The organism is Terrabacter sp. BE26, from assembly GCF_041941675.1.
In the GTDB taxonomy this organism is placed as follows: Bacteria; Actinomycetota; Actinomycetes; order Actinomycetales; family Dermatophilaceae; genus Terrabacter.
The window spans coordinates 516871-541416 of record NZ_CP090122.1; the positions used below are offsets into that span (position 1 = coordinate 516871).

Annotated in this window: 21 protein-coding genes; 7 read left to right on the forward strand and 14 right to left on the reverse strand. The window is 71.5% G+C overall.

The annotated features are described in order from the left end of the window. Nucleotides 1-100: 100 nt before the first annotated feature. The 4 genes from LQK93_RS02480 to LQK93_RS02495 form a co-directional block, all read right to left on the reverse strand. Nucleotides 101-997 (reverse strand): HAD-IIB family hydrolase, encoded by an 897-nt coding sequence (locus LQK93_RS02480; RefSeq protein WP_374969995.1) that lies wholly within the window; start codon nt 995-997, stop codon nt 101-103. Next, the gene (locus LQK93_RS02485; RefSeq protein WP_374969996.1) at nt 976-2073 is read right to left on the reverse strand and encodes a branched-chain amino acid aminotransferase; all 1098 of its coding nucleotides are present in this window, start codon (nt 2071-2073) and stop codon (nt 976-978) included. The genes LQK93_RS02480 and LQK93_RS02485 overlap by 22 nt, the downstream gene beginning before the upstream one ends. A gap of 174 nt (nt 2074-2247) precedes the next feature. Further along, on the reverse strand, nt 2248-3312 hold the full coding sequence (locus tag LQK93_RS02490) for a 3-isopropylmalate dehydrogenase (protein WP_374969997.1): 1065 nt from the start codon (nt 3310-3312) through the stop codon (nt 2248-2250). A gap of 118 nt (nt 3313-3430) precedes the next feature. Beyond that, on the reverse strand, nt 3431-3511 hold the full coding sequence (locus LQK93_RS02495; protein ID WP_034807691.1) for a hypothetical protein: 81 nt from the start codon (nt 3509-3511) through the stop codon (nt 3431-3433). 322 nt (nt 3512-3833) lie between these two features. Between LQK93_RS02495 and LQK93_RS02500 the strand changes: the two genes are divergently transcribed. Continuing rightward, nucleotides 3834-5120, forward strand: a complete 1287-nt coding sequence (locus tag LQK93_RS02500) for an AI-2E family transporter (RefSeq protein ID WP_374969998.1) — start codon at nt 3834-3836, stop codon at nt 5118-5120. 85 nt (nt 5121-5205) lie between these two features. Here LQK93_RS02500 and serA read toward each other — a convergent pair whose 3' ends face one another. Next, entirely contained in the window at nt 5206-6789 is a 1584-nt protein-coding gene (gene serA / locus LQK93_RS02505; protein WP_374969999.1) for a phosphoglycerate dehydrogenase, read from the reverse strand. Nucleotides 6790-6937: 148 nt separating this feature from the next. Between serA and LQK93_RS02510 the strand changes: the two genes are divergently transcribed. Then, the gene (locus tag LQK93_RS02510) at nt 6938-7702 is read left to right on the forward strand and encodes an SDR family oxidoreductase (protein ID WP_374970000.1); all 765 of its coding nucleotides are present in this window, start codon (nt 6938-6940) and stop codon (nt 7700-7702) included. 69 nt (nt 7703-7771) lie between these two features. Here LQK93_RS02510 and ilvC read toward each other — a convergent pair whose 3' ends face one another. Genes ilvC through LQK93_RS02525 form a run of 3 tightly spaced genes read right to left on the reverse strand, consistent with a single transcriptional unit; the run spans nt 7772 to nt 11234 of the window. Next, the gene (gene ilvC, locus LQK93_RS02515) at nt 7772-8800 is read right to left on the reverse strand and encodes a ketol-acid reductoisomerase (RefSeq protein WP_374970001.1); all 1029 of its coding nucleotides are present in this window, start codon (nt 8798-8800) and stop codon (nt 7772-7774) included. A gap of 56 nt (nt 8801-8856) precedes the next feature. Next, on the reverse strand, nt 8857-9369 hold the full coding sequence (gene ilvN / locus LQK93_RS02520; protein ID WP_374970002.1) for an acetolactate synthase small subunit: 513 nt from the start codon (nt 9367-9369) through the stop codon (nt 8857-8859). Nucleotides 9370-9371: 2 nt separating this feature from the next. Then, nucleotides 9372-11234: an acetolactate synthase large subunit gene (locus tag LQK93_RS02525; protein WP_374970003.1), complete on the reverse strand. Its 1863-nt coding sequence runs from the start codon at nt 11232-11234 to the stop codon at nt 9372-9374. A gap of 313 nt (nt 11235-11547) precedes the next feature. On the opposite strand from LQK93_RS02525, the gene LQK93_RS02530 reads away from it, so the two are divergent. Next, nucleotides 11548-12537 carry a GNAT family N-acetyltransferase gene (locus LQK93_RS02530; protein ID WP_374970004.1) on the forward strand — a complete coding sequence of 330 codons (990 nt, stop codon included), beginning with the start codon at nt 11548-11550 and terminating at the stop codon, nt 12535-12537. Between the two features lie 8 nt (nt 12538-12545). After that, the gene (locus LQK93_RS02535; protein ID WP_374970005.1) at nt 12546-13007 is read left to right on the forward strand and encodes an SRPBCC family protein; all 462 of its coding nucleotides are present in this window, start codon (nt 12546-12548) and stop codon (nt 13005-13007) included. Here the strand turns inward: LQK93_RS02535 and LQK93_RS02540 are convergent. The 5 genes from LQK93_RS02540 to LQK93_RS02560 form a co-directional block, all read right to left on the reverse strand. Continuing rightward, nucleotides 13004-13831 carry a phytanoyl-CoA dioxygenase family protein gene (locus LQK93_RS02540; protein WP_374970006.1) on the reverse strand — a complete coding sequence of 276 codons (828 nt, stop codon included), beginning with the start codon at nt 13829-13831 and terminating at the stop codon, nt 13004-13006. The genes LQK93_RS02535 and LQK93_RS02540 overlap by 4 nt on opposite strands. 179 nt (nt 13832-14010) lie before the next feature. Further along, entirely contained in the window at nt 14011-15711 is a 1701-nt protein-coding gene (gene ilvD, locus LQK93_RS02545) for a dihydroxy-acid dehydratase (RefSeq protein WP_374970007.1), read from the reverse strand. 99 nt (nt 15712-15810) lie between these two features. Beyond that, nucleotides 15811-16344 (reverse strand): histidine phosphatase family protein, encoded by a 534-nt coding sequence (locus LQK93_RS02550; protein ID WP_374970008.1) that lies wholly within the window; start codon nt 16342-16344, stop codon nt 15811-15813. 62 nt (nt 16345-16406) lie between these two features. Beyond that, a complete protein-coding gene (locus tag LQK93_RS02555; RefSeq protein ID WP_374970009.1) occupies nt 16407-18470 on the reverse strand; it encodes a YhgE/Pip family protein in 2064 nt (687 codons plus the stop codon). After that, nucleotides 18467-19147 carry a hypothetical protein gene (locus tag LQK93_RS02560; protein WP_374970010.1) on the reverse strand — a complete coding sequence of 227 codons (681 nt, stop codon included), beginning with the start codon at nt 19145-19147 and terminating at the stop codon, nt 18467-18469. Before LQK93_RS02560 ends, LQK93_RS02555 begins: the two co-directional genes overlap by 4 nt. 58 nt (nt 19148-19205) lie before the next feature. Here LQK93_RS02560 and LQK93_RS02565 point away from each other — a divergent pair, with 58 nt between their 5' ends. Then, the gene (locus LQK93_RS02565) at nt 19206-19835 is read left to right on the forward strand and encodes a TetR/AcrR family transcriptional regulator (RefSeq protein ID WP_374970011.1); all 630 of its coding nucleotides are present in this window, start codon (nt 19206-19208) and stop codon (nt 19833-19835) included. A 120-nt stretch (nt 19836-19955) separates the two neighbouring features. Here LQK93_RS02565 and LQK93_RS02570 read toward each other — a convergent pair whose 3' ends face one another. Then, the gene (locus LQK93_RS02570) at nt 19956-22091 is read right to left on the reverse strand and encodes a PKD domain-containing protein (RefSeq protein ID WP_374970012.1); all 2136 of its coding nucleotides are present in this window, start codon (nt 22089-22091) and stop codon (nt 19956-19958) included. A 172-nt stretch (nt 22092-22263) separates the two neighbouring features. Here LQK93_RS02570 and LQK93_RS02575 point away from each other — a divergent pair, with 172 nt between their 5' ends. Further along, a complete protein-coding gene (locus tag LQK93_RS02575; RefSeq protein WP_374970013.1) occupies nt 22264-23835 on the forward strand; it encodes a multicopper oxidase family protein in 1572 nt (523 codons plus the stop codon). Between the two features lie 131 nt (nt 23836-23966). After that, nucleotides 23967-24440, forward strand: coding sequence for a hypothetical protein (locus tag LQK93_RS02580; RefSeq protein WP_374970014.1), 474 nt, complete (start codon nt 23967-23969; stop codon nt 24438-24440). The last annotated feature ends 106 nt before the right edge of the window (nt 24441-24546 follow it).

Here is a 24546-nt window from a genome sequence, read left to right on the forward strand (position 1 = left end):
GCACTACCTCGCAAACATCAGGCGGCGAACCTTTGCCCGCCGCGTCATGTGATGCGTGGCATCAAATACCCGCAGAACACGCGACGTCAATGGTCCTGACTCAAACCTTTTGTTCGCCAGTCTGGCCCAACAGGGCCTCGAGGACCTGGGCCACCCCGTCCTCGTCGTTCGCCGGGCACTCCCGGTCCGCGGCACGGCGTACCTCGTCGTGCCCGCTGGCGACCGCCCATCCAACCCCTGCCCACGAGAGCATGGGCAGGTCGTTGGGCATGTCGCCGAAGGCCCAGACGTCGGCTGCCGCGACGCCCAGCCGCGCGGCCCAGCGCTCGAGCCCGGCGGCCTTGGTCACCCCCGGGGCGTTGATCTCCGCCAGGCCGGGGGCCCCGGAGAAGTGCAGGTGCCCGCGGTCGCCCAGGACCTCCTCGACGGTCGCGAGGAACTCCTCGGTCGGCAGGTCCGGCGCGAGCGCGAGCAGCTTGCCCACCGGTTCGGCCCCGACTTCCCGCCAGGAACCGCGCCGCGCACGCTCGGCCCCATGTTCGGCGCCCCGGTCGCGGTGCGGGTCGGGATAGTCGTCGGAGACGAACGGCCCGGTGGCGCGCTCGGCGGCGAAGCTGACCGACGGCACCGCGCGGCGCAGGTCGCCGACCAGCTCGTCGATGGCATCCGGCTCGAAGCAGTAGGTCTCCACGATGCGGCGCGTCGCGACCTCGTAGACGAACGCGCCGTTGCCGCAGATCGCAGTCCCCCGCGGCCCCACGACGCGTTCGAGGTCGTGGAGCCAGCGCGGCGGCCGGGCCGTGACGAGGACCGTCTCGATCCCCGCATCCCAGACCGCGGTCCAGGCTGCGACGGTGCGCGGCGAGATCGAGCCGTCGCTGCGCAGCAGCGTCCCGTCGAGGTCGGAGGCGACCAGCCGCGGTCGGGGTCCGCCGGCCACGGCCCGACCGACGCCCACGGGCGGCACCGCCCTCGTCAGACGAGCCGGGTCAGCCACCCGTGCGTGTCCTCCGCACGGCCGTACTGGATGTCGAGCAGCCGCGTGCGGATCGCCTCGGCGTAGCGGTCCTCGTGGCCCTCGCGGCGGTGGTCGACCGAGCCGCCGTCCCAGCGCAGCTCGCCGACGGGCGTGACGACGGCGGCAGTGCCGCAGGCGAAGATCTCGACGATGTCGCCGTTCGCGGCGCCCTCCTTCCACTCCTCGATCGGGATGCGCCGCTCCTCGGGCGAGAGGTCGAGCTCCTTGGCGATCGCCAGGATCGAGCTGCGCGTGACGCCCTCGAGGATGGTGCCGGTGAGCTCGGGCGTGATGATGCGCCCGTCCTTCGTGACGAGGAAGAGGTTCATGCCGCCCAGCTCCTCGATGTAGGTGTGCGTCGAGGAGTCGAGGAACACCGCCTGGTCGCAGCCGTGCTCGATGCCCTCGAGCTGGCCGGCGAGCGAGCTGGCGTAGTTGCCGCCGCACTTGGCCGCTCCGGTGCCGCCCTCGCCCGCACGTGCGTAGTCGGTGGAGATCCAGAGCGTGACCGGCTTGAGGCCGCCGGAGAAGTAGGACCCGGCCGGGGACGCGATGACCGAGTAGGTGACCTGCTGGGCGGGCCGCACGCCGAGGAAGGCCTCGGAGGCGAACATGAACGGGCGCAGGTAGAGGCTCTTCTCCCCCGCGTCGCCGGCGGGGACCCACTCCTGGTCGACGGTGACGAGCTGGCGCAGCGACTCGACGAAGTCGTCCTCGGGCAGCACGGGCAGCGCCAGCCGGCGGGCCGAGCGCGCGAAGCGGGCCGCGTTGGCCTCCGGGCGGAAGGTCCAGATGGAGCCGTCCGCGTGGCGGTAGGCCTTCATGCCCTCGAAGATCTCCTGCGCGTAGTGCAGGACGGCGGCCGCGGGGTCCAGCTGGAAGGGGCCGTACGGCTTGACCTGCGCGCCACCCCACCCGCCGTCGGCGGTCCAGGTCGCGACGACCATGTGGTCGGTGAAGGTCTTGCCGAAGCCCGGGTTCTCGAGGATCTCGGCGATGCGCTCGGGTGGGGTGAGGTCGTCCCGGCGGGTGACCTCGAAGGACAGCTGGGCCATGACAAACCTCCAGAGCAGAAATCAGCGGTGATCCGACGTCAGGCTATCGCCCACATGGTGAGACGACGTAGCCGGGCGCCGCTCGCGGCCCCGGCCGTCGACGGGTGGGCGCCCCCCGCATACGCCCCACCCACGGAGCGGGCACCCCGCGGGCGTATGCCGTGTCGCGCGGTGTCAGAGGCGGCCGGCGACCGCGTCGCCGACGGCCGTCGTCCTCCGCGCGGTGTGGCCGCGCTCGGCCAGGTCGGCCGCCACGGCGGCCTCGACGCGGGCGGCCTCGTCGTCGAGCCCGAGGTGGGCCAGCAGCATACCGACCGAGAGGATCGCGGCGGTCGGGTCCGCCTTCGACTGTCCCGCGATGTCGGGCGCGGAGCCGTGGACGGGCTCGAACATGCTGGGTGTCGTGCGTGCCGGGTTGATGTTGCCCGAGGCGGCGAGCCCGATGCCGCCCGCGATGGCCGCGGCGATGTCGGTGACGATGTCGCCGAAGAGGTTGTCGGTGACGATGACGTCGAAGCGGCCGGGGTCGGTCGCGAGGAAGATCGTCGCGGCGTCTACGTGCTGGTAGGCGGTCTCGACGTCGGGGAACTCGGCACCCACCTCCTCGACGGTGCGACGCCACAGGTGGCCGGCATACGTCAGCACGTTGTGCTTGTGCACGAGGGTCAGGTGCTTGCGGGGCCGGGACTGCGCCCGGGCGAACGCGTCGCGCACGACCCGCTCGACGCCGTAGCGCGTGTTGATGCTGACCTCGGTCGCGATCTCGGCAGGAGTGCCGACGCGCAACGCGCCGCCGTTGCCGGTGTACGGGCCCTCGGTGCCCTCCCGCACGACGACGAAGTCGATGCCGTCGGGCGCGACGCGGGCGACGTCGAGCGGGCTCGAGACTCCGGGGAAGAGCTTGGCCGGACGCAGGTTCACGTAGTGGTCGAGCGCGAAGCGAAGGGGCAGGAGCACGCCCCGCTCGAGGACGCCGCTCGGCACGCTGGGGTCGCCGATGGCCCCGAGGAGGATCGCGTCGTGCCCGCGCAGCTCGTCCAGGACCGAGTCGGGCAGCGTCTCCCCCGTGGCGTGCCAGCGCCGGGCGCCCAGGTCGTATTCCGTGGTGGAGAACTTCGGGCCACCCTCGCTCGTGACGGCGTCGAGCACCTTGAGTCCCTCCGCAACCACCTCGGGACCGATGCCGTCACCACCGATGACCGCGATCGAGTAGGCGTCCTGCAGCTGCGTCTGTGCCATGCACGCCAGCCTAGGAGTCGTCTTGTGATGTGGGATCCGTGTCTCAGGAAGTGAAAAGCGAAAGCCCCTGCCGAGACGGCAGGGGCTCTCGCTTCACTCAGCGCTCCGGTGTTCGGAGTCAGTCGTCGGCGTGGCCCTGGTCACGCAGGTCCATCGACTCCTGCAGGGCCTGACGGGCGGCCTTGGCGTCTTCGCTCATGGGAATCACGTCTTTCGGTTGCGTGCGGGTGTCGGTCTCAGGTGGCTCCAGCCCTGGTGGGCGAACCGGTCAGCACGAGGGGTGCGGCGGGATCTCCGCGGCGAGGGTGCTGACTACCTGGACTCGCCGCGGCGGAGAATGAGTACGACCTGCCGCGCCATGCATTTCACGGTACGCGGGGCCACCTGCAGGTACAGGGGGTTTCCAGAAGATGAGACGCGGTGTCCACGAGCGCGGAACACCTGACCTGAGGCGCGCTGGATCGGCAGCGGCGCGCACGCGGCATCCCCGATGCACGGCCGCCGGCTCGTAGGCTCGGTGCGTGAGCGCCCATCACGTCGACGAGACCGTCGACCCCCCGCCTGCCCCCCCGACCGACCCGGCGCACCACGGGCCGGGGAAGACCAGTCATGCCGCGCCCGGCGTGCCGTCCGACGAGCAGGTGCGCTGGATCGCCATCACGCCGGCCAACGCCCGCCGAGTCACCGCGACCGTCATCGGCGGGCTCGTCCTGCTCACGGTGGCCACCTGGGCCTTCGACGCGATGGCGAGCTTCCTGTTCCTGCTGCTGCTCGCGTGGCTGCTGTCCATCGCCCTCGAGCCGGTCGTGCTGTGGCTCGGCAAGCGGGGGATGAAGCGGGGGCTCGCGACCGGGCTCACCATGCTGGCGATGGTGCTGGTCTTCGTCGCCATCGTCGAGATGTTCGGCCAGGTGTTCGTCTCCCAGCTCTCCGAGCTGGGGAGCCAGCTGCCGACGGCGATCACCTCGGCCATCAACTGGGTGAACTCGACCTTCCACACCTCGTTCGACCTCTCGCAGATCCAGAAGGCGCTCGTCCTGACCCCCGACAAGCTGGGCGAGCTCGCCGGGAAGTACGGCGGCGGCATCATCGGCATCTTCGGCTCGGTCCTCACCTTCCTCTTCGACGCGCTGACCATCCTCGTCTTCACCTACTACTTCTCGGCCGACAGCCCCAAGCTCCGCCAGACCATCGGCTCGTGGCTCCCCCAGCGCTACCAGCGCGTCTTCATCACGGTCTGGACCATCTCGGTCGAGAAGACGGGTGGCTACGTCGTGTCCAAGGTCGTGCTCGCCACGCTCTCCTCCGTCTTCCACGCCACGTTCTTCTGGTTCATCGACGTGCCGTTCTGGCTCCCACTCGGTGTCTTCGCCGGCATCGTGGGCCAGTTCATCCCGACGATCGGCACCTACATCGGCGTCGCCCTCCCGGCTCTGTTCGCGCTCCTCGACCGGCCGGTCAACGCGCTCTGGATCGTGGCGTTCGCGACCGTCTACCAGCAGCTCGAGAACTACGTGTTCACCCCCCGCATCAGCCGCCGGACCATGGACGTGCACCCCGCAGTGGCCCTGGGGTCGGTCATCGCCGGAGCGGCACTCTTCGGCCCCATCGGCGCGCTGATCGGCATCCCCATCGCGGCCGTGGCCCTGGCGATCGTCGACACCTTCAGCAAGCGCCACGAGCTCGTGCCAGAGCTGGCGGACCTCGAGACCCCCGAGAGCCAGGAGCCGGTCGTCGCCACCGAGCGCCTCACCGAACGTGCCGAGGAGGGCGCCACCGGCTCGGCAGACGCGCGACCGACCGGTTGAGTGCCGTGACCCTGAGATGGCCGGGGTGGTCGACGACGCCGACCGCGTATGCCGGGTGGCCTGGTGGGGCGCCCCTCGCCCCGGGTCAGTCCCGCAGGTCGACGACGGAGAAGGCCTTGGCGTCGATCGCCTGGGTCAGCTCGGCGGCGAGCGGGGCGGGGACGGCGCTGTCGACGCTCAGCACGCCGATGGCGCGGTCCTCGTGCCGGGAGACCTGCATGCCGCCGATGTTGATGTCGGCGTCGCCGAGGATGCGACCGACGGCCCCGATGACGCCGGGGCGGTCGGAGTACTCGAAGACGAGCATGTGCTCCGAGCTGGGCACCTCGAGGTCGTAGTCCCCCACGCCGACGAGCTTCTCCACCCTCCGCGGCCCCGTCAGGGTGCCCGCCACCGAGACGACCGTGCCGTCGCCGAGCGTGCCACGCAGCGTCGTGACGCTGCGGAAGTCGCCCGAATGCGGGTCCGTGACGAGCCGGACGACGCACCCCCGCTGCTCGGCGAACACCGGGGCGTTGACGTACGTGACCGGGTCTTCGACCACGTCGGTGAACAGTCCCTTGAGGGCCGCGAGCTTCCAGACGTCGACGCGGTGTGCCGTGATCTCGCCGCGCACCTCGACGTCGAGCAGGGCCGGGACGGCGCCGGCGACCGCCGTGAAGATGCGGCCGAGCTTCTCCACGAGGGGGATGCCGGGGCGCACCTCCTCGGCGATCAGGCCGCTGGAGACGTTGACCGCGTCGGGAACGAGCTCCCCGCCGAGTGCCTGACGGACCGACCTGGCGACGGCGATGCCGGCCTTCTCCTGGGCCTCGTGGGTCGAGGCGCCGAGGTGCGGGGTGACGACGACGGAGGACAGGGCGAACAGCGGCGAGACAGTGGTCGGCTCCTTGGCGAAGACGTCGAGACCGGCGCCGGCGACCCGGCCCTCGGTGATGGCGCGGGCGAGGGCGGCCTCGTCGACGATGCCGCCGCGGGCGGTGTTGACGATGCGGACCGTCGGCTTCACCTTCGAGAGGGCCTCCTCGCCGATGATCCCCAGCGTCTCCGGCGTCTTGGGCAGGTGGACGGTGATGAAGTCCGACTGCGAGAGCAGCTCGTCGAGGGTGACGAGCCGTACGCCGAGCTGCCCCGCCCTGGCCGGCGAGGCATAGGGGTCGTGGGCGACGGTCCTCATGCCGAAGCCCTTGAGCCGCTCGGCCACGAGGGCGCCGATGCGGCCGAGCCCGAGGATGCCGACCGTCTTGTCGAGCAGCTCCACGCCGGGGTACCGGCTGCGTTCCCACTCCCCGCCCCTGAGCGCCTGGTCGGCGGCAGCGATGTTGCGCGCCGTGGCGAGCAGCAGGCCCACGGCCAGCTCGGCAGCCGAGGTGATGTTGGAGGTGGGGGCGTTGACCACCATCACGCCGGCTCGCGTGGCCGACTGCACGTCGATGTTGTCGAGGCCCACTCCGGCGCGGGCGATGACCTTGAGCCGCCTGGCGGCCGCGACGGCCTCTGCGTCCATCTTCGTCGCGGAGCGGAGCAGCACCGCATCGACGTCGACGAGGGCGGCCAGCAGCTCCTCGCGGTTCGTGCCGTCGACGTGACGCACCTCGAAGTCGGGTCCCAGTGCCTCTACCGTGGCCGGCGAGAGCTCCTCAGCGATGAGGACGACAGGCTTGCTCACGGGACGCTCCCTTCCGGACGGGTGCCGGCCGCACACACGTCGGGCGCCGGCCTTCGACGACACCGCGCTGTGCCGCCGGTGAGTCTAGGCGCTGGCCGTGCCCGGGCAGGTCGTTGCGCGGACACGGTGCAGGAGCCAGTCTGTGGCCATGCGCATCGTGGTGACCGGCGGGATGGGCGACCTGGGGTCGCGTGTCGTGCGACTGCTCGTGGAGCAGGGCCACGAGGCCGTCCCGGCCAGCCGTCGGACGGGACTCGACCTCACGACGGGCGCCGGGCTCGAGGCCGCCCTCGCCGGCGCCGACGCACTCGTCCACTGCGCCGACGACCCCTCCCAGGGCGACTTCGTGACGGTCTACGGGACGCGGCGGCTCGCCGATGCGGCAGCCGCCCGTGGCGTCCACCTCGTGCACGTCTCCATCGTGGGCATCGACGACCACCCGATGGCCTACTACCGCCGCAAGCTGCGCGCCGAACAGGGCATCCAGGCGGCCGGTGGCCCTGCGACGGTCCTACGAGCCACCCAGTTCCACTCCCTCACGGCCTTCTTCGCGCGGACCCTCACGAAGGGGCCGGTGACCTTCACGGTCGGCGACACGGCGTTCCAGCCGGTCGACACCGACTTCGTGGCCGCCCGGCTCGCCGAGCTGGCGCTCGGTCCCCGTCCGACGGCATACGCCAGGGCGACGGACGTGGCGGGCCCTGACGTGCTCTCCCTCGTCGAGGTGGCAAGGCTGGTCCGCGCCCATCGCGGCGCCTCGGCTCCGCGGGCCATCCGCGTGCCGCCGGTCGGCCGGCTCATGCACGCCTACGCCGAGAGCCGCACCGTCCCGCCTCCCGGCAGCGCCGACGTCGGCGGCCGGACGTTCGCCGAGTGGCTGGCCACCCAGCCGGCGCGCCTCACCGGCCGCTGACGTGACGGCATACGGCAGCGGCCGGCGTCCCCACGAACGGGACGCCGGCCGCCCGGCCGTGCGCGGGGCTCAGCGCGCCGCCGAGCCCTCGACGTAGTCGGAGTCGGTCTGCTTGACCCACGCCATCAGCTTGCGCAGCTCGCGTCCGGTCGCCTCGATCGGGTGCTGGGCACCCTTCTCGCGCAGGGACTTGAACTCCGGCGCGCCGGCGTCCTGGTCGTCGATGAACCGCTTGGCGAAGGTGCCGTTCTGGATGTCGGTGAGGACGGCCTTCATGTTCTCCTTGACGTGCGGGTCGATGACGCGCGGACCGGAGACGTAGTCGCCGTACTCGGCGGTGTCGGAGACCGACCAGCGCTGCTTGGCGATGCCGCCCTCGATCATGAGGTCGACGATGAGCTTGAGCTCGTGCAGGCACTCGAAGTAGGCGACCTCGGGCTGGTAGCCCGCCTCGACGAGCGTCTCGAAGCCGTACATGACGAGCTGGCTGGCCCCGCCGCAGAGCACCGCCTGCTCGCCGAAGAGGTCGGTCTCGGTCTCCTCGGTGAAGGTGGTCTTGATGCCGCCGGCGCGCAGCCCGCCGATCGCCTTGCCGTAGGCCTTGGCGAGGTCCCAGGCGGTGCCGGAGGCGTCCTGCTCGACGGCGAGGAGGACGGGCACCCCACGGCCGTCGGAGAACTCGCGGCGCACGATGTGGCCGGGCCCCTTCGGGGCGACCATGAGGACGTCCGCGTCGGGCTCGGGCTTGATGTAGCCGAAGCGGATGTTGAAGCCGTGGCCGAAGAGCAGGGCGGCGCCGTCACGCAGGTTCGGCTGGATGTCGTTCGCGTAGACCGTCCGCTGCACCTGGTCGGGCGTCAGGATGACGACGAGGTCGGCCTCCTTGACGGCGTCGGCGACGGAGGTGACCGTCAGGCCCTCGGCCTCGGCCTTGGCGCGGCTCTTGCTGCCCTCGGCGAGGCCGACGCGCACGTCGACGCCGGAGTCGCGCAGGTTGAGCGCGTGGGCGTGGCCCTGGCTGCCATAGCCGATGACGGCGACCTTCTTGCCCTGGATCACGGACAGGTCGGCGTCGTCGTCGTAGAACATCTCGGCCATGGTGGCCTTCTCCTTCGGTTGCGGTGTGCGGTGGGTCTGGTGTGGCGGATGGACGGTCAGGCGCTGCGGAGGCTGCGGTCGGTGATCGAGCGGGAACCCCGGCCGAGCGCGACCATGCCGGACTGGACGAGCTCGCGGATCCCGAACGGCTCGAGGACGTCGAGCAGCGCGCGCAGCTTCTCGGACGTGCCGGTGGCCTCGATGACCACGGCGTCGGTGGTCACGTCGACGACCTTGGCCTTGAACAGCGAGATGGTGTCGACCACCTGGCTGCGGGTGGCGGGGTCGGCTCGGACCTTGACGAGCAGGATCTCGCGCTGCACCGAGGCGTGCGGGTCGAGCTCGACGACCTTGAGCACCTCGATCAGCTTGTTGAGCTGCTTGGTGACCTGCTCCAGGGCCGCGCCCTCGACCTCGACGACGACCGTGATGCGCGAGATGTCCGCCAGCTCCGTCGGGCCGACGGCGAGCGAGTCGATGTTGAAGCCCCTGCGCGAGAAGAGGGCCGCGACGCGGGTCAGGACGCCGGGCTTGTCCTCGACGAGCACCGACAGGGTGTGCTTGCTCATGCTCAGTCCTCCCGCTCCCAGACCGGCGCCTCGTGGCGGGCGGCCTGGATCATGTCGTTGCTGACGCCCGCCGGCACCATCGGCCACACCATGGCGTCACGGTGCACGATGAAGTCGATGACGACCGGGCGGTCGTTGGTCTCGAGGGCCAGCTTGATGGCGGCGTCGACCTCCTCGGGCGTCTCGGCCCGCAGGCCGAGGCAGCCGTACGCGTCGGCGAGCTTGACGAAGTCGGGCACCCGCTGCTCGAGCGGCTGCAGGTTGGTGTTGGAGTAGCGCTCGTCGTAGAAGAGCGTCTGCCACTGCCGCACCATCCCCAGTGAGCTGTTGTTGATCACCGCGACCTTGATCGGGATGTGGTTGATCACGCAGGTCGCGAGCTCCTGGTTGGTCATCTGGAAGCAGCCGTCGCCGTCGATGGCCCAGACGGTGCGCTCCGGCTCGGCGACCTTGGCGCCCATGGCCGCCGGGACGGAGTAACCCATGGTGCCCAGGCCGCCGGAGTTGAGCCAGGCGTTCGGGCGTTCGTACTGCACGAACTGCGCCGCCCACATCTGGTGCTGGCCGACGCCCGCGACGTAGGTCGCCTCCGGACCGGACAGCGCCCCGATGCGCTCGATGACGTACTGGGGGGACAGGGTGCCGTCCTCGCTGTCGGTGTAGCCCAGGGGGAAGGTCTGCTTCCACCCGGCGACGCGGGCACGCCACTCCTCATAGTCCCAGGCACCGGGGTCGTCCGCGGCCCGGTCGAGCGTGACCTGTTCGATGAGGTCGCGGATGACCTCGCCCACGTCGCCGACGATCGGCACGTCGGCGAAACGGTTCTTGGAGATCTCGGCCGGGTCGATGTCGGCGTGGATCACCTTGGCGTCCGGGGCGAACGTCGACAGCTGGCCGGTCACGCGGTCGTCGAAGCGGGCACCGAGCGCGATGATGAGGTCGGACTTCTGCAGCCCGGTGACTGCGGCCACCGTGCCGTGCATGCCGGGCATGCCGAGGTTGAGCGGCTCACTGTCGGGCACCGTGCCGCGCGCCATGAGGGTCGTGACGACGGGGATGCCGGTCAGCTCGACGAGGCGGCGCAGCGCCTCGCTCGCGCGGGCCCGCACGACGCCCCCACCGACGTAGAGCACCGGCCGCTTCGCCGCCGCCATCAGGCGCGAGGCCTCGCGGATCTGCTTGCCGTGCGGCCTGGTCACCGGGCGGTAGCCGGGCAGGTCGATCGGCGGGGGCCAGCTGAACGTCGTGGTGGCCTGCAGCGCGTCCTTGCTGATGTCGACGAGCACCGGGCCGGGCCGCCCCGTGCTGGCGACGTGGAACGCCTCGGCGATGGCCTGCGGGATCTTCGCCGGGTCGGTCACGAGGTAGTTGTGCTTCGTGATCGGCATGGTGATGCCGCGGATGTCGGCCTCCTGGAACGCGTCCGTGCCGATGGCCGCACTCGGCACCTGCCCGGTGATGGCGACGACCGGCACGGAGTCCATGTGGGCGTCGGCGAGCGGCGTCACGAGGTTCGTCGCGCCCGGTCCGGAGGTGGCCATGCACACGCCGACCCTGCCGGTCGCCGCGGCGTAGCCCTCGGCCGCGTGCCCGGCGCCCTGCTCGTGGCGCACGAGGATGTGGCGGACCTTCTTCGAGTCGAGCATCGGGTCGTAGGCCGGCAGGATCGCCCCGCCCGGGATGCCGAAGACGGTGTCGCAGCCGATGGCCTCGAGGGAGAGTACGAGCGCCTGGGCCCCGGTGACCTCGCGAGCCGGCGTGGCGGCGCCGGCCGGCTGGACCGACTTTCCCTCCGCCGAGGGTCGGGGACGGGCCAGGGAGGCCACGTCGGCGGGCGAGGGCGCCTGCTTCGTCGTGTCGCTCACGATGTCTTCCTTGTCTCGAGCACTTCGTTGTCCTGCACTTCGTTGTCCTGCCGGTCGGTCCGAATCCACCCACAAAAAAACCCTTCTGTCCCGCGGGGGACGGAAGGGAGCGCGCTGACCGTTCGAGCTGGTCGGCGCGCTAGGGAAGTACGAGGATTCGGGCCACGGGACAACCGTGCTCCGAACCCACAGCGGTGTCAATCGGCGGTCCGGGCCGTCTCAACATGTGGCCTCGGCGTCTCACGTGTTGTCATCTTGGTCACGCTGGCGAAAGTCGCTTGTCCGGGGCCGGCCGGCTCGGGACACTGCCGACATGACTGCGACTGGCACGTCCTCCCGGACCCCCGCTCCCGTGGCCCTCACGCTCCCGGCCGGCGTCGGTGGCCTCACGACCCGGCCGCTGTCACCCGGCGATGCCGCGGCAGTCACCGAGCTGATGGCGAGGTGCGAGCAGCACGACGTCGGCACCGTCCTCATCGAGGAGGCCGACATCGTCGGCGACTGGCAGCGGCCCGCCTTCGACCTCGCCACCCAGTCGGTGGGCGTCCTCGACGAGGACCGGCTGGTGGCGTACGCCGAGGTCTACAAGGCCCGCTGGGCGGACGCCGCGGTCGACCCCGACCACCGCGGGCGCGGCATCGGGACCGCGTTGTCGCGCTGGACCCGCAGCGTCGCAGCCCGCGACGGTGGCTCCGTGGTGGGCCAGCCCGTCCCCGGCGACTCGCCCGGCGAGCGGCTGCTCGCCTCGCTCGGCTACCGCTGCCTGTGGACCTCGTGGGTGCTGGAGATGCCCGCCGGGACCGCGATCGCACCGCAGCCCATCCCGCAGGGGTATGCCGTCCGCGAGCCTCGCGACGAGGCCGACCTCCGCGCGGCGTGGGCCATAAACGAGGACGCGTTCCTCGAGTGGTCCGAGCGGGAGCGTGCGACCTTCGAGGAGTGGGCGGCCACCGTGTCGATGCGGCCCGGCTACGAAGGGTGGCAGCTGCGCCTGATGGTCGACCGCGACGACGAGGTCGTCGGCATGGCGTTCGTCATCGTGTCGAGCGGGTGCGCCTACGTCGACAAGCTCGCCGTGCGTCGCGACGAACGCCACAAGGGGCTGGCACGGGCCCTCCTCGTCGACGCCTTCGAGGTGGGTCGGGCGCACGGGGGCGAGCGCTCGGAGCTGTCCACCGACTCCCGCACCGGCGCGCTCGGTCTCTACGAGAAGGTGGGCATGCAGGTGACCTCGGTGTGGCGGCACTGGGCGGCCGACGTGGCACCGGGGCACGAGGCCGAGCCGGCGCGCGGACAGGCTTGAGGGGACGGATGGAACAGCAAACAAGTGTCGACGTCGACGCCCCGGCGGCGCGGGTGTGGGCGGTGCTCCGAGACGTCGAGCGCTGGCCCGAGTGGACCTCGTCGTTCCGTTCGGTCACGCTGCTCGATCCCGCGTTGGGCGAGGGCGCTCGCGTCCGCGCCGACCAGCCGCGCATCCCCACCACCGTCTGGACCGTCACCCACCTGGCCGAGGGCCGTGAGTTCACTTGGGAGGCAAGCGGACCCGGCCTGCGCACGGTTGGGCGGCACGTGGTGGAGAGCACCGGCGACGGCCGCTGCCGCGTGACGCTGTCGATCACCCAGTCCGGCTGGGCGGGGGCGCTGGTGGGACGCGCCTACCGGTCCCTCACCGACCGTTACCTCGCCACCGAGGCCGCCGGACTCAAGGCTCAGGCCGAAGCCGTCGCACAGACGGGCGAGGAGACCGGCGACGAGACGAGCCGGCCCTAGCCGAGCGCCTCGCCCGGCACCGGGTTGGTGGGTGAGGCAGCGAGCTGCCCGGCCGCGAGGCCCGGCAGCCACGTCGCGAGGTCGTTGGCCTGGGCTGGGTTGGCCGGCTCGAGCACGGGCAGGCCGTCGGCGAACCAGATGACGGTCATCACCTCCCGCATCCGGTCCGCGGTGTTGCCGAGCGCCTTGTGCACGGTCCAGCCGGAGTGGAAGGACGCGTCCCCGGCTCGCATCGCGAGCGGCTGGTCGACGACGACGGCGCGCTCGGCGAGCAGCCGGTCGAAGTGCTCCTCGGAGGCGTCCGAGATGCCGATGTCACTGAGCGGTCCGTCGACGTGGCTGCCGACGGCGAAGGCGAGCCCGCCGTGGGCGGGCGTGATGTCGACCAGCGGCATCCACATGGTGAGGCACCGGGAGCCGTCGAGCGGCCAGTACATCGCATCCTGGTGCCAGGGCGTGTAGCCACCGCCGGGCTCCTTGAAGAGCGCCTGGTCGTGGTAGAGCCGCACCCTGGGCACCCCGAGCAGCCGCGCGGCGACACCGGCGAAGCGCGGCCCGAGGACGAAGCGGGCCACGTCGGGGTCGTGTCGCCACAGGTTCATCACCTGCAGGAAGGCCATCCCGTAGCTGTCGCGCTCGGCCAGCGGCCGCGTCTCGGTGCCGAGCCGTTCGACCGCCGCCGCGATCGAGGGCCGGTAGGCGGCGGCTTCCTGTGCGGTCGCGACCTGTGGCAGGCGGATGAAGCCGTCCCTGCGGTACGACTGCACCTGCTCCTCGCCGATGGGGTATGCCGTGGTGAGCTCGGGAAGCGTGTCGGTGGGCATCGGGTGGATCGACCTCCGCGGATCGTGAACGACGTGAGCCGTCGTCGCTGCGCACAGTAGAGCCCCTGCAGCGGCGGACCACTCGGAACGCCCTGGCAGGAGGGCAATGATCCGGTCGCACACCGGGCTGGGCGTTCACTCGAGTGGGACGAGCGCCCACTCGAGTGAACGGGTCCCGTTCAACCGCAGACGGCGCCGCCGCTCGCGCTGCCGACGAGCTTGCGGTACTTGGCGAGGACGCCGCGGGTGTACTTCGGCTCGGGGTGCGTGACGCCCTCCGCGCGACGGCGCTGCATCTCGTCCTCATCGACGAGGACGTCGAGCGTGCCGCTGGCGACGTCGAGACGGATGACGTCGCCGTCGCGGACGAAGGCGATCGGCCCCTCGTCGACGGCCTCGGGAGCGACGTGGCCGACGCAGAGGCCGGTGGTGCCGCCGGAGAAGCGGCCGTCGGTCAGGAGCAGGACGTCCTTGCCGAGCCCGGCGCCCTTGATGGCGCCGGTGACGGCGAGCATCTCGCGCATGCCCGGGCCGCCCTTGGGGCCCTCGTAGCGGATGACGACGACGTCGTTCTTCTTCAGGGAGCCCTCCTCGACGGCGTCCATGGCGGCGCGCTCACCGTCGAAGACCCGGGCCGTGCCCTCGAAGACCGACTCGTCGAAGCCGGCCGACTTCACGACAGCACCCTCAGGCGCGAGCGAGCCCTTGAGGATGGTCAGGCCACCCGTCTTGTGGATCGGCCGGGACATCTCACGGATGACGCGGCCGTCGATGTGCGGTGGGTTGATCTCGTCGAGGTTCTCGGCCATGGTCTTGCCGGTCACGGTGAGGCAGTCCCCGTCGAGCAGGCCGGCCTCGAGCAGCGTCTTCATGACGACGGGGATGCCGCCGATGTGGTCGATGTCCTTCATGACGAAGCTGCCGAAGGGCTTGACGTCGGCCAGGTGCGGCACCTTGGCGCCGATGCGGCGGAAGTCGTCGATGGTCAGGTCGACGTCGGCCTCGTGGGCGATGGCGAGCAGGTGCAGCACCGCGTTGGTCGAGCCACCGAAGGCCATGACGACGGCGATGGCGTTCTCGAAGGCCGGCTTGGTCATGATGTCGCGCGCGGTGATGCCGCGCCGGAGCAGCTCGACGACGGCCTCGCCGGACTTGCGGGCGTACATGTCGCGGCGCCGGTCGGTGGCCGGCGGCGCGGCCGAGCCCGGGATCGACATGCCGATCGCCTCGGCGACGGCGGCCATGGTGTTGGCGGTGTAGAAGCCGCCGCAGGCGCCCTCGCCCGGGCAGATCGCTCTCTCGATGGCGTCGACGTCCTCGCGCGACATCAGTCCGGCGTTGCACGCACCGACGGCCTCGAAGGCGTCGATGATCGTGACCTCCTTCTCGGTGCCGTCGGAGAGCTTGGCGACGCCGGGGAGGATCGTGCCGGCATACAGGAAGACTGACGCGAGGTCGAGGCGCGCGGCCGCCATGAGCATGCCCGGCAGCGACTTGTCGCAGCCGGCGAGCAGCACCGAGCCGTCGAGGCGCTCGGCGTTCATGACCGTCTCGACGGAGTCGGCGATGATCTCGCGCGAGACGAGCGAGAAGTGCATGCCCTCGTGGCCCATCGAGATGCCGTCGGACACCGAGATGGTGCCGAACTCGAGGGGGTAGCCGCCGCCGGCGTGGACGCCGTCCTTGACCGCCTTGGCGAGCCGGTCGAGCGAGAGGTTGCACGGCGTGATCTCGTTCCACGAGCTCGCGACCCCGATCTGCGGCTTGGCGAAGTCGTCGTCGCCGAGGCCCACGGCCCGGAGCATCCCCCGCGCAGCGGTCTTCTCCAGACCGTCGGTGACGTCGCGGCTGCGGGGCTTGATGTCAGGCGTCTGCGTCATGCCTGCAGCATAGGACTGGGTGTCCGCGGGCTGGACACGGCATCTCATGTCCTGGTCCGAGCCTCCTGCTCCAACCCGTGCCTCACATGCCTCGCCCGGTCAGCCCTCGTGCCCGCGGCTCACGTGGAAGCGGTCCAGCTCACAGGTGCCGAGGTCGATGTCGGCCCACTCCCCCGCATAGCGCAGGACGGCCACCCCGCTCGTGACGAAGCCCTGGCTCAGGGCGTCGTGCGCCTCGCGGGAGCCCTCCCCGTCGGCGAGCAGGCTGGTCAGCTGCGCCATCGTCGGGTTGTGGCCGACGACGAGCACCGTGGTGGTGTCGCCGGCGTCCTCCCGCAGCGTCTCGAGGGTCTGCTCGGAGCCACCGACGTAGACGCTGCGACGGAACTCGACGAACTCGGTCTGCGCGCCACCGTGGCAGGCCTCCTCCCACGTCTGCCGGGTGCGCTCGGCCGTGGAGCAGATGACGAGGTCGGGCACCAGTCCCTCGTCGTGCAGCCACTTGCCGGCCGCCCTGGCGTCCCGGCGCCCACGCGGAGCGAGCTCGCGGTCGTGGTCCGGCAAACCGCGCCCCTCCCCCGCCTTGGCGTGCCGCATGAGGATGAGGGTCTTCTCCCTGGACGCGCTGCTCATGGTCCGAGCATGCTCCGCCGGCGCCGGCTTGTCAGCCGCGGGGTGGGAGGGGCCGAGAGGGCTCAGAGAGCGAGCTCCGGCTTGATGCGCCTCGGTGTCCACATCCGCGACCGCCGCGCGGCGACCGTCGACACCGCGAGGGCGCCGAGGAGGTATGCCGTAAGCACGCCCAGCGAGCCCGTGACCGGCCCGAGGTCGGCCCCGTAGAGCAGGCGGCGCAGGCCGTCGACGGCATGGCTCATCGGCACGACGTGGTGGATGGCCCGGAGCGGTCCGGGCAGGGTCTGCCACGGGAAGGTGCCTCCGGCACTGACGAGCTGGACGACCATGAGGACCAGTCCGAGGAACTTGCCGACGGCCCCGAACCGCGAGGCGAGGGCGTGCAGGATCGCCACGAACGTCATCGAGGTGAGGCACAGGAAGAGGAACGCGAGCACCGGGTGGGCGATCCGGATGTCGAGGCCGCGGCCGACGACGAGGACGAGGGCCGCCACCTGGACGAGGCCGACGAGGGCGGGAGCGAGCCAGCCGCCGACAGCGGTGCGGACCGGACGCGCGCTCGTCGCGAGCGCCCGGGTCGACAGCGGCCGCACGAAGAGGAACAGGACGTAGGCGCCGATCCAGAGGGCGAGGCTCAGGAAGAGCGGCGCGAGGCCCGCGCCGTAGGAGCCGGCCGAGGAGAGCGAGCCGGTGGACACGCCGACCGGGTTGCCGATGGTCTGGGCCATCGCCTTGCGCTGGGCATCGCTGGGGTCGGGCACCGAGTCACGGCCCTTGACCAGGCCGGTGTGCAGGTCGCCGACTCCCTGGGTGAGGGTGTCGAGCCCCGTGGCGAGGGAGCCGGCGCCCCTGGCCAGCGAGTCGCTGCCGTCTGCGGCCCGGCCGGCGCCGAACGAGATCTGCGCGGCCCCGTGCTGCAGCGAGTCGAGGCCGCCGGCGAGGGTGCCGGCACCGTTGCGCAGCCGGACCGAGCCCGAGCGGGCCGACGCGATGCCGTCGGTCAGGGCGGGCGCGGCGTTGGCGAGGCTGCGCGCGCCGGTGGCCACCCGGCCGGCTCCCGTGGACAGGCGGGTCAGGTCGACGGAGGCCGACTGGATCGTCGTGTCGGCACGCGAGACGTAGCCGTCGATGGCGTCGAGGCGGGACTCGACGACGGCGCGCTGCGCCTCGGTGAGGCCCTGTGCCTGCAGGTCCGAGATGAAGGCGCTGCGGTCGGCGGCGATGCGCTTGCGCAGGTCCGTGGAGGCCGACGCCGCCTTCGCCCCGTAGCCGGCGATCGTGCGGTTGCCCGCCGCGACCTGCTCTGCGCCGTCGGCCAGCTCGGCAGTCTGGGCCGGCAGGCCGGCCGTCCGTGACTGGAGGGTGCCCAGCCCGCTCGCGAGCTGTCCGGCGCCGGCCTGCAGCTCGTCGGCGCCGGCAGCCGCCCGTCCGACCCCGGCGTCGAGCCGCTCGGCGCCCGAGGCCAGGTCGCGCAGGCCGCTCGCGAAGCTCGATGCGCCGCTCGCCAGCCGGTGTGCTCCGCTGTCGGCCCTGGCGGCCCCGGCCCGGAGCCTCTCCGAGCCGTCCACCGCCTTGACGAGCTGGTCGTGCACCTGGCTGAAGCCGAGCAGCAGCTTGCTGGCGGCCGTCTCGCTGACCTGGCTCGCGACCGAGGCCGAGACCTGCTTGATCACCTGGTTGCCGATCATCGAGGTCATGTAGTTGTTGGCGTCGTTGGTCTCGAGCACGACGGTGGCCTGGCGGGGCTTGAACTCTGCGGTCGAGGCCAGGTCGGCCGAGAAGCTGCGCGGGAGGATAACGGCGAACGAGTAGGTCCCGTCGTCGACGCCGCGCATCGCCTCGGCGTGGGACACGCGGTGCCAGTCGAACGACTTCGACCCGACGAGGTGGTCCGCGACCCCGTCCCCGACCTGCAGCTTCTCCCCGGTGCTGAGCGTCGTGCCGGTGTCGTCGCTGACGACCGCGGCGGGCACCCGCGGGAAGGCGCCGTAGGGGTCGTGGTTGGCGTAGAGGTAGAGCCCGCCGTAGAGCGTCGGGATGAGGACGAGGGCCGCGAGGGCGAGGCGGGCGAGGCGCGAGCTGGTGAGGCGTCGCAGCTCGGCCACGGCGAGACGGATGGGGTTCATGGCAGGGGCTCCTTGGAGGCCGCCGGGGCGACGTCGAGGGTCGAGAGGGCCGCGACGGACGCAGCAGTGGTGAGGACGAGGACGGCCAGGCCCGTCGCGGCGAGGCGGTGGCAGGTCTCGAGCCAGGGCGCCGGGTCGCCGCCGTGCCGTTCCGGCCCGGCGAGGACGAGGACGCGCACGTGCGGGTGCAGGGCACCGAGCTCGAGCAGCAGGCTGGTGCGGACTGCGGCCGGCAGCCGCCCCCAGGGTCGGGCGCCCGCGTCGGCGAGGGCGTGCTCGTCGAGGAACGCCGCCACCGCGGCGCGCGAGGCGGGCCGCTCTGCCAGGGCGAGCTCCTCCTGCACGACGGCACGGACGCGAAAGGCCTCCTCCGGGGCGGTGACGTCGGCGACGTCGACCAGGCGGGTGCGCCGCTGCAGCTGCGCGGCATCGCTCGCGCCGCCGGCGGCGACACGGCCGCCACGCAGCTGGACGCGACCGCCGAGGGCCAGGGCGAGGGCGACCTGCGGGATGCCCGGGTCGGTCGCGACGAGGGTGACCTCGCCGGCCGGCGCCGTGAAGCTGACGTGCTCGACGAACGGCTCGCGCTTGCCGGCGGTCCCGGCCACGCTGACGTCGTCGACGACGACCTTCCACGGGTCGGGCGAGTCGCAGGGCGCCACCTCGGAAACAGTCACGATACGAGTATGCATCCGATACAGATCCGTATTCAATTCGAGAGCGTATCCTTGCCGTATGCCGTCCAGCAGAGTCGCGACCTCCGCACCAGCTCGTGTCACCCCACGACGACAGGCCACGCGCGACCGCGTTCTCGAGGCTGCCAGCGAGGTGTTCGCCGAGCGCGGGTTCCACGGGGCGACCGTCGAGGAGATCTGCGAGCGCGCCGGCTTCACCCGGGGCGCCTTCTACTCGAACTTCAGCTCCAAGGAGGACCTGGTAGTCGAGCTCTCCCGTCGCCACTCCGAGGCCCTGGTGGAGCGCATCCGTCGCGCCAGCAAGGGCGCGCACGTCAGCGCCGACGACCTGCTGCGGGACGTCTTCGCCGCCCTCGCCGACGACAGCCGCAGCCAGGAGCGCTGGCTGGTGCTCACCACCGAGTTCACGCTTCACGCCATCCGCGACGCCGGAGCCCGCCGGGCCTGGGCCGCGCAGCAGCGCCGGGTCCGTGACGAGCTCGTCGCCGTCGTCGACGAAGCGGTCGCCCGCCAGGGACTGTCCCTGGCCATGCCGACGGAGCTGTTCGTCCGTGCCGCCATGGCCCTGGCGCAGGGCTCGATGGCCCAGCGGCTCATCGAGCCGCGGTCGATCGGGGTCGGCGAGCTGGAGCGCACTGTCCTGCCCATCCTCCTCGGCGTCCGTCGGTGACGACGGTCCGATCGAACCGGTCGGCCCCCGCTCACACGCAGCGAGGTGGCCCCCTCCGGGGGGAGGGAGCCACCTCGGGGTGGACGCCGGGGGCATCTGCGCCCCACCCCCCTGGCGGGGTCAGTTCAGCCGTACGGTGAACGGGGTGGAGATCCCGCCCAGCTCCGACTCGACGACGACCGTGGCGCCCTGGCCCGCGACAGGTCCGGCGGCGGGGCGGATCGAGTACCCGCCGGCCGCGTCGACCACCGCTGAGCCGATGACCGCCCCGGCGAGTCCGCCCAGGTGCGCCGTGACCCGCTGCCCGGCCACGACCGAGCTCGTCCCGTCGACCCGCCACTGTCCCTTGTACCGTGCTGAGGTCACGACGACCGTGTCCGACGTCGGGGTCACGACGATGTCATCGACTCCCGTGAGTGCCCCGGTCGAGTCGCGCACCGTCAGACGGAAGGTGAGTGGCCCGGTGTTGCCGTCCGACGCGCGGTAGAGCGGGAACGTGAAGGTCGGCCGTGCCGACGCGGCACCGGTGAGGGTGACGGCAGGCTTGGTCGCGCCGCCCACCTGCGTCCAGGCGTAGGTCGCGGCACCCTGCGACGCGGTCCCGTCGAGGGTCACGACACTCCCCCGCCGGACCGTCTGGTCCGGTCCGGCGTTCGCGACGACGGCCACGACCGGCTCCGTCACGGTGACCTTCACGGTGGCCCGGTCAGTGGTGCCCCCGGGGCCCGTCACGGTCAGGGTCAGCTCGTAGTCGCCCGGTGTGCTCGGAGCCGTGAACGTCGTGACGCTGGTGTTGGGCGAGGCGAGGGAGATGCCGCTCGGGCTCTCCCAGCCGTACGACAGGATCGTGCCGCGCGAGGACGACCCGTCGAGCGAGACGACCTGGCCGGGCTGGACCGTCTGGTCGGGGCCGGCCTGGGCACGCACGGGGATCGGTGCGGTGGCGGCACCGCTGACGGTCACGGGGATGGTGAGCGATCCACCGGCGGCCGAGGTGACGACGACCGACACCGGCGGGGCGCCGAGGTGCTCGACGACGAGCGTGCCGCCGGCGAGGGAGCCGAAGCCGACCGCCGTGAGCGCAGGGTCGGCGTAGGTGTCGCTCGAGGTCGCACCGATCGAGAGGGTGTGGTGGTCGTTGTCGAAGACCGCCGTGCCCGACACCCGGTCGACGACCGTCGCGGTCTTGCGCGAGATCGGCACGTCTCCGACGTTCGACACCTGCACCTTCGTCGGCAGCCCGCTCGCGGCGACACGGGCGAAGTAGCGTCCGTCAGCACCGGTCAGGCCCGTCGTGGCGAAGCTGACGGCGCCTGAGGCGTCCTCGACCTCGATGGCTTGCACCTCACCCGGCTCGGCGGAGGCATAGACGTCGACGACCGAGGCACCTGCGGACGAGCGTGCGTACGTCGCCGCGTCGGCGGAGACGCCGGAGGTCGTGGCGACCTTGCCCTGCACGGTGAACAGGTTCGTCTCGATGCAGTCGGTGACGGGTCCGGCCACGGTCGGGCAGCCGTCCGTCGTCGCGGAGGGGTTGACGCCCGGCCCCTGGATCCGGAAGAAGTTCGTGCCGTAGGGACTGCCCTTGATCCGGTGGTCCGTGATGCCATCGCCGACGTAGGCGTCGCCCTTGAGCGCCGGGTCGGTCCGTGTGCCGAACGTGTCCCACGTGAGGAACGGCCCCATGCGGCCGCCGAGGGCGCCCGAGAAGTCGCCCGGCGCACCGATGCCGATGTCCTCGGTGTCGAAGATCAGCCCATCCCGGTTGGCCTTGAGGGTCTTGGTCCCCACCGGTGTCGTGAACGTGTAGTCGGTGTCGTTGCGGACGTTCGTCATCTTGATGCGCGTCCGTGCGAAGACGACCTGCTCGCCGTCGACGACCGGTCCGGCTGAGAACGCTCCCTCGAGCGCCATGTCGAGGCGCGCGAGGCCGGCGCCCGCCGTGTCGACCTGGGCGCCGGTCAGTGAGTAGAAGGCCTCGTCCGGGTAGTTGTCGGGGAACGCGACCGGGGCCGTCTCGTCCGGCAGGTCGCCGCGGGCGGGGCAGAGGGGGTCGGCTGCAGCGACGCACAGCTCGAGCCGCAGCCCGTTCTTGTCCTTGTACCAGGTGGGGTAGCCGTTCGTGGCACTCACGGGGCCGACGGCCGCGAGGCCCGGCCCGGGCGTACCGCCGACGACGGCGGCGGATGCGCTGACACCGATGACGACCGGGAGGCCGATGACTGCGGCGAGCGCCGCAGCGGTTGTACGTCTCATGGCTTGCCTTCTCACGCGTAGGTCCGCTGACAGGTGCCCGGTACGGGCGTTCCGGTCAGGCTCCGCACGCGGCCTTGCGGAAACCTTGGGCGGCGCCTCCCCCGACGCACAAGGAGATCCCAAGGTCGTCCGGCTGTCCTAGAGGCAGTGGGAGTCGAATCGAGGAGGAACCATGTCACTGTCGCGTCGTGACCTGATGAAGCTGGGCGTCGTGGGTGGCGCCGCCCTGGCGCTGCCGACGGAGCGCACCGTGCGCGCGGGCTCGCGCTCGCAGAGCAGGCTCGCGAGCAGCAGGTTGCCCAAGCCGTTCACCCTTCCCTTCCGGGTGCCGCCGGTGCTGCAGCCCAGCCGGGTCGACGCGACGACCGACTACTACAAGGTCTACATGAAGCAGGTCATGGCCGACGTCATCCCGGGTCTCAAGACCCCGCTCTGGGGCTACAACGGAAGCGTTCCCGGCCCGACCGTCAAGGTCGCCCAAGGCCGACGCACCGTCATGCGCCAGGTCAACAACCTGCCGGCGACGCACCCGCTCCTGCGCTACACGCCGTGGACGTCGGTGCACCTGCACGGCTCGCCGTCGGCGCCGGAGTACGACGGCTACGCGAGCGACATCACCAACCCCGGCCAGTACAAGGACTACGTCTACCCGAACACCCCGACGGCCCGGACCCTCTGGTACCACGACCACGGCCTGCACCACACGGCCGAGAACGTCCTCATGGGGCTCGCCGCGCAGTACCAGCTGATCGACCCGCTGGAGCAGTCGCTGCCGATCCCGCACGGCGAGTTCGACGTCCCCCTCATCGTCAGCGACGCGATGTTCGCGACCGACGGGCAGCTCTACTTCGACAACCACGACGAGTCAGGGATGTTCGGGGACGTCGTCCTCGTCAACGGGGTGCCGTGGCCGGTCATGAAGGTCAAGCGCCGCCGCTACCGCTTCCGGCTGCTCAACGCCTCGATCTCACGCTCGTACCAGTGGTGGCTCGACTCCGGAGACCCGTTCGTCGTCATCGCCACGGACGCGGGTCTGATGCCCGCGCCGCAGCCCGTCAGGAGCTTCCGGCAGGGCATGGCCGAGCGCTACGAGGTCGTCGTCGACTTCAGCCGCTACCCCGTGGGCCGCCGCGTCGTCCTCGGCAACACGAGCCCGAAGAACAACGTCGACTACTCCAACACGAACAAGGTGATGGCCTTCGACGTCGTCGGCGACGACTTCGACCCGGCCGACAACGCCGTCCCCGACCGGCTCAACCCGGCCAACCCCGTCATGGCGCTGACGGCCGCCGACGCCGTGCGCACCCGCCGGCTCGACCTGGTCCGCAAGCACAGCATGTGGACCATCAACGGCCACACGTGGGACGACGTGGTTCGCAGCGGCTTCCGGCTCGTCGAGGCCAACCCCGCCGAGGGAGACGTCGAGGTGTGGGAGATCCGCAACTCCTCGGGCGGCTGGTTCCACCCGGTGCACATCCACCTCGTCGACTTCCGGGTGCTCGACCGCAACGGCAAGCCCCCGATGGCCCACGAGCTCGGCCCCAAGGACGTCGTCTACGTCGGGGAGAACGAGACGGTGCGGGTCGTGATGCGCTTCGAGGGACGTGGGAAGTACATGATCCACTGCCACAACCTCGTCCACGAGGACCACGACATGATGAGCCAGTTCGAGGTCGTCGCGAGCGGGTCCAGCGACCCGATGAGCGACCCCTGCAAGTCGCTGCCCGAGAAGGGCGAGCTGTGACCGCCACGGCCCGCGGGGCGCTCCCTGGTCCGGCGGCCGAGGGCCCGCGGGTACGAGCACGCCGTTGGCGTACGCCGTCGGTGGAGGCCCGCGGGGCTGGCGCCCTCCTCGGGGTGGCCGGGCTCGTACACGTGGCCGTGACGCCGGGGCACATCGACGAATGGGCACCGGCCGGCGTCTTCTTCGCCGTCGTCGCGACCAGCCAGCTGTGGCTCGCCCAGGCCCTGTGGCGCGGCACGGCGAGGCGAGTCCTCCCGGCGGCGGTGCTCTCGACGGCGGGCCTCGTCGCCCTCTACGTCGTGTCACGCACCGTGGGTCTGCCGTTCCACGGCGAGGGTGCGACCGTGTCCGGTGGCGGTCACCACGGCCCCCTGCTCGTGCCCGGTGGCCACGGCAACGGGATGCCGGTCATCCCGGGATCCGAGGGCAGCTCGGCCGTCGAGGCAGTGGGGCTGCTCGACGTCGTCTGCGTCGCCGCCGAGTTCACGGCGCTGGCACTGCTCGTCGGACTCATGGCTCCGGCCCAGCGCCGCTCCGTCACCAACCTGCTTCTCGCGGTCGGCGTCTGCGGCTGGCTCGCCTGGGCCGCGGTGCGGTTCACATGAGCCTGCCGACGTCCTCGTCGGGACGATCGCTGCGGGTGGGTGCGTCGGCGCCCTCGGACGTGCCCGACGTGCGGGCGCCGGACGCGCCGTCACCATCCGTGGGTCG

Coding starts and splice junctions, on each gene's coding strand:
- LQK93_RS02570 (WP_374970012.1), bottom strand. CDS start 22,091: ATGAGACGTACAACCGCTGCGGCGCTCGCCGCAGTCATCGGCCTCCCG.
- LQK93_RS02550 (WP_374970008.1), bottom strand. CDS start 16,344: ATGAGCAGCGCGTCCAGGGAGAAGACCCTCATCCTCATGCGGCACGCC.
- LQK93_RS02540 (WP_374970006.1), bottom strand. CDS start 13,831: ATGCCCACCGACACGCTTCCCGAGCTCACCACGGCATACCCCATCGGC.
- LQK93_RS02485 (WP_374969996.1), bottom strand. CDS start 2,073: ATGGCCCAGCTGTCCTTCGAGGTCACCCGCCGGGACGACCTCACCCCA.
- ilvD (WP_374970007.1), bottom strand. CDS start 15,711: ATGACGCAGACGCCTGACATCAAGCCCCGCAGCCGCGACGTCACCGAC.
- ilvC (WP_374970001.1), bottom strand. CDS start 8,800: ATGGCCGAGATGTTCTACGACGACGACGCCGACCTGTCCGTGATCCAG.
- LQK93_RS02535 (WP_374970005.1), top strand. CDS start 12,546: ATGGAACAGCAAACAAGTGTCGACGTCGACGCCCCGGCGGCGCGGGTG.
- LQK93_RS02510 (WP_374970000.1), top strand. CDS start 6,938: ATGCGCATCGTGGTGACCGGCGGGATGGGCGACCTGGGGTCGCGTGTC.
- LQK93_RS02490 (WP_374969997.1), bottom strand. CDS start 3,312: ATGGCACAGACGCAGCTGCAGGACGCCTACTCGATCGCGGTCATCGGT.
- LQK93_RS02575 (WP_374970013.1), top strand. CDS start 22,264: ATGTCACTGTCGCGTCGTGACCTGATGAAGCTGGGCGTCGTGGGTGGC.
- ilvN (WP_374970002.1), bottom strand. CDS start 9,369: ATGAGCAAGCACACCCTGTCGGTGCTCGTCGAGGACAAGCCCGGCGTC.
- LQK93_RS02555 (WP_374970009.1), bottom strand. CDS start 18,470: ATGAACCCCATCCGTCTCGCCGTGGCCGAGCTGCGACGCCTCACCAGC.
- LQK93_RS02495 (WP_034807691.1), bottom strand. CDS start 3,511: ATGAGCGAAGACGCCAAGGCCGCCCGTCAGGCCCTGCAGGAGTCGATG.
- LQK93_RS02565 (WP_374970011.1), top strand. CDS start 19,206: ATGCCGTCCAGCAGAGTCGCGACCTCCGCACCAGCTCGTGTCACCCCA.
- LQK93_RS02530 (WP_374970004.1), top strand. CDS start 11,548: ATGACTGCGACTGGCACGTCCTCCCGGACCCCCGCTCCCGTGGCCCTC.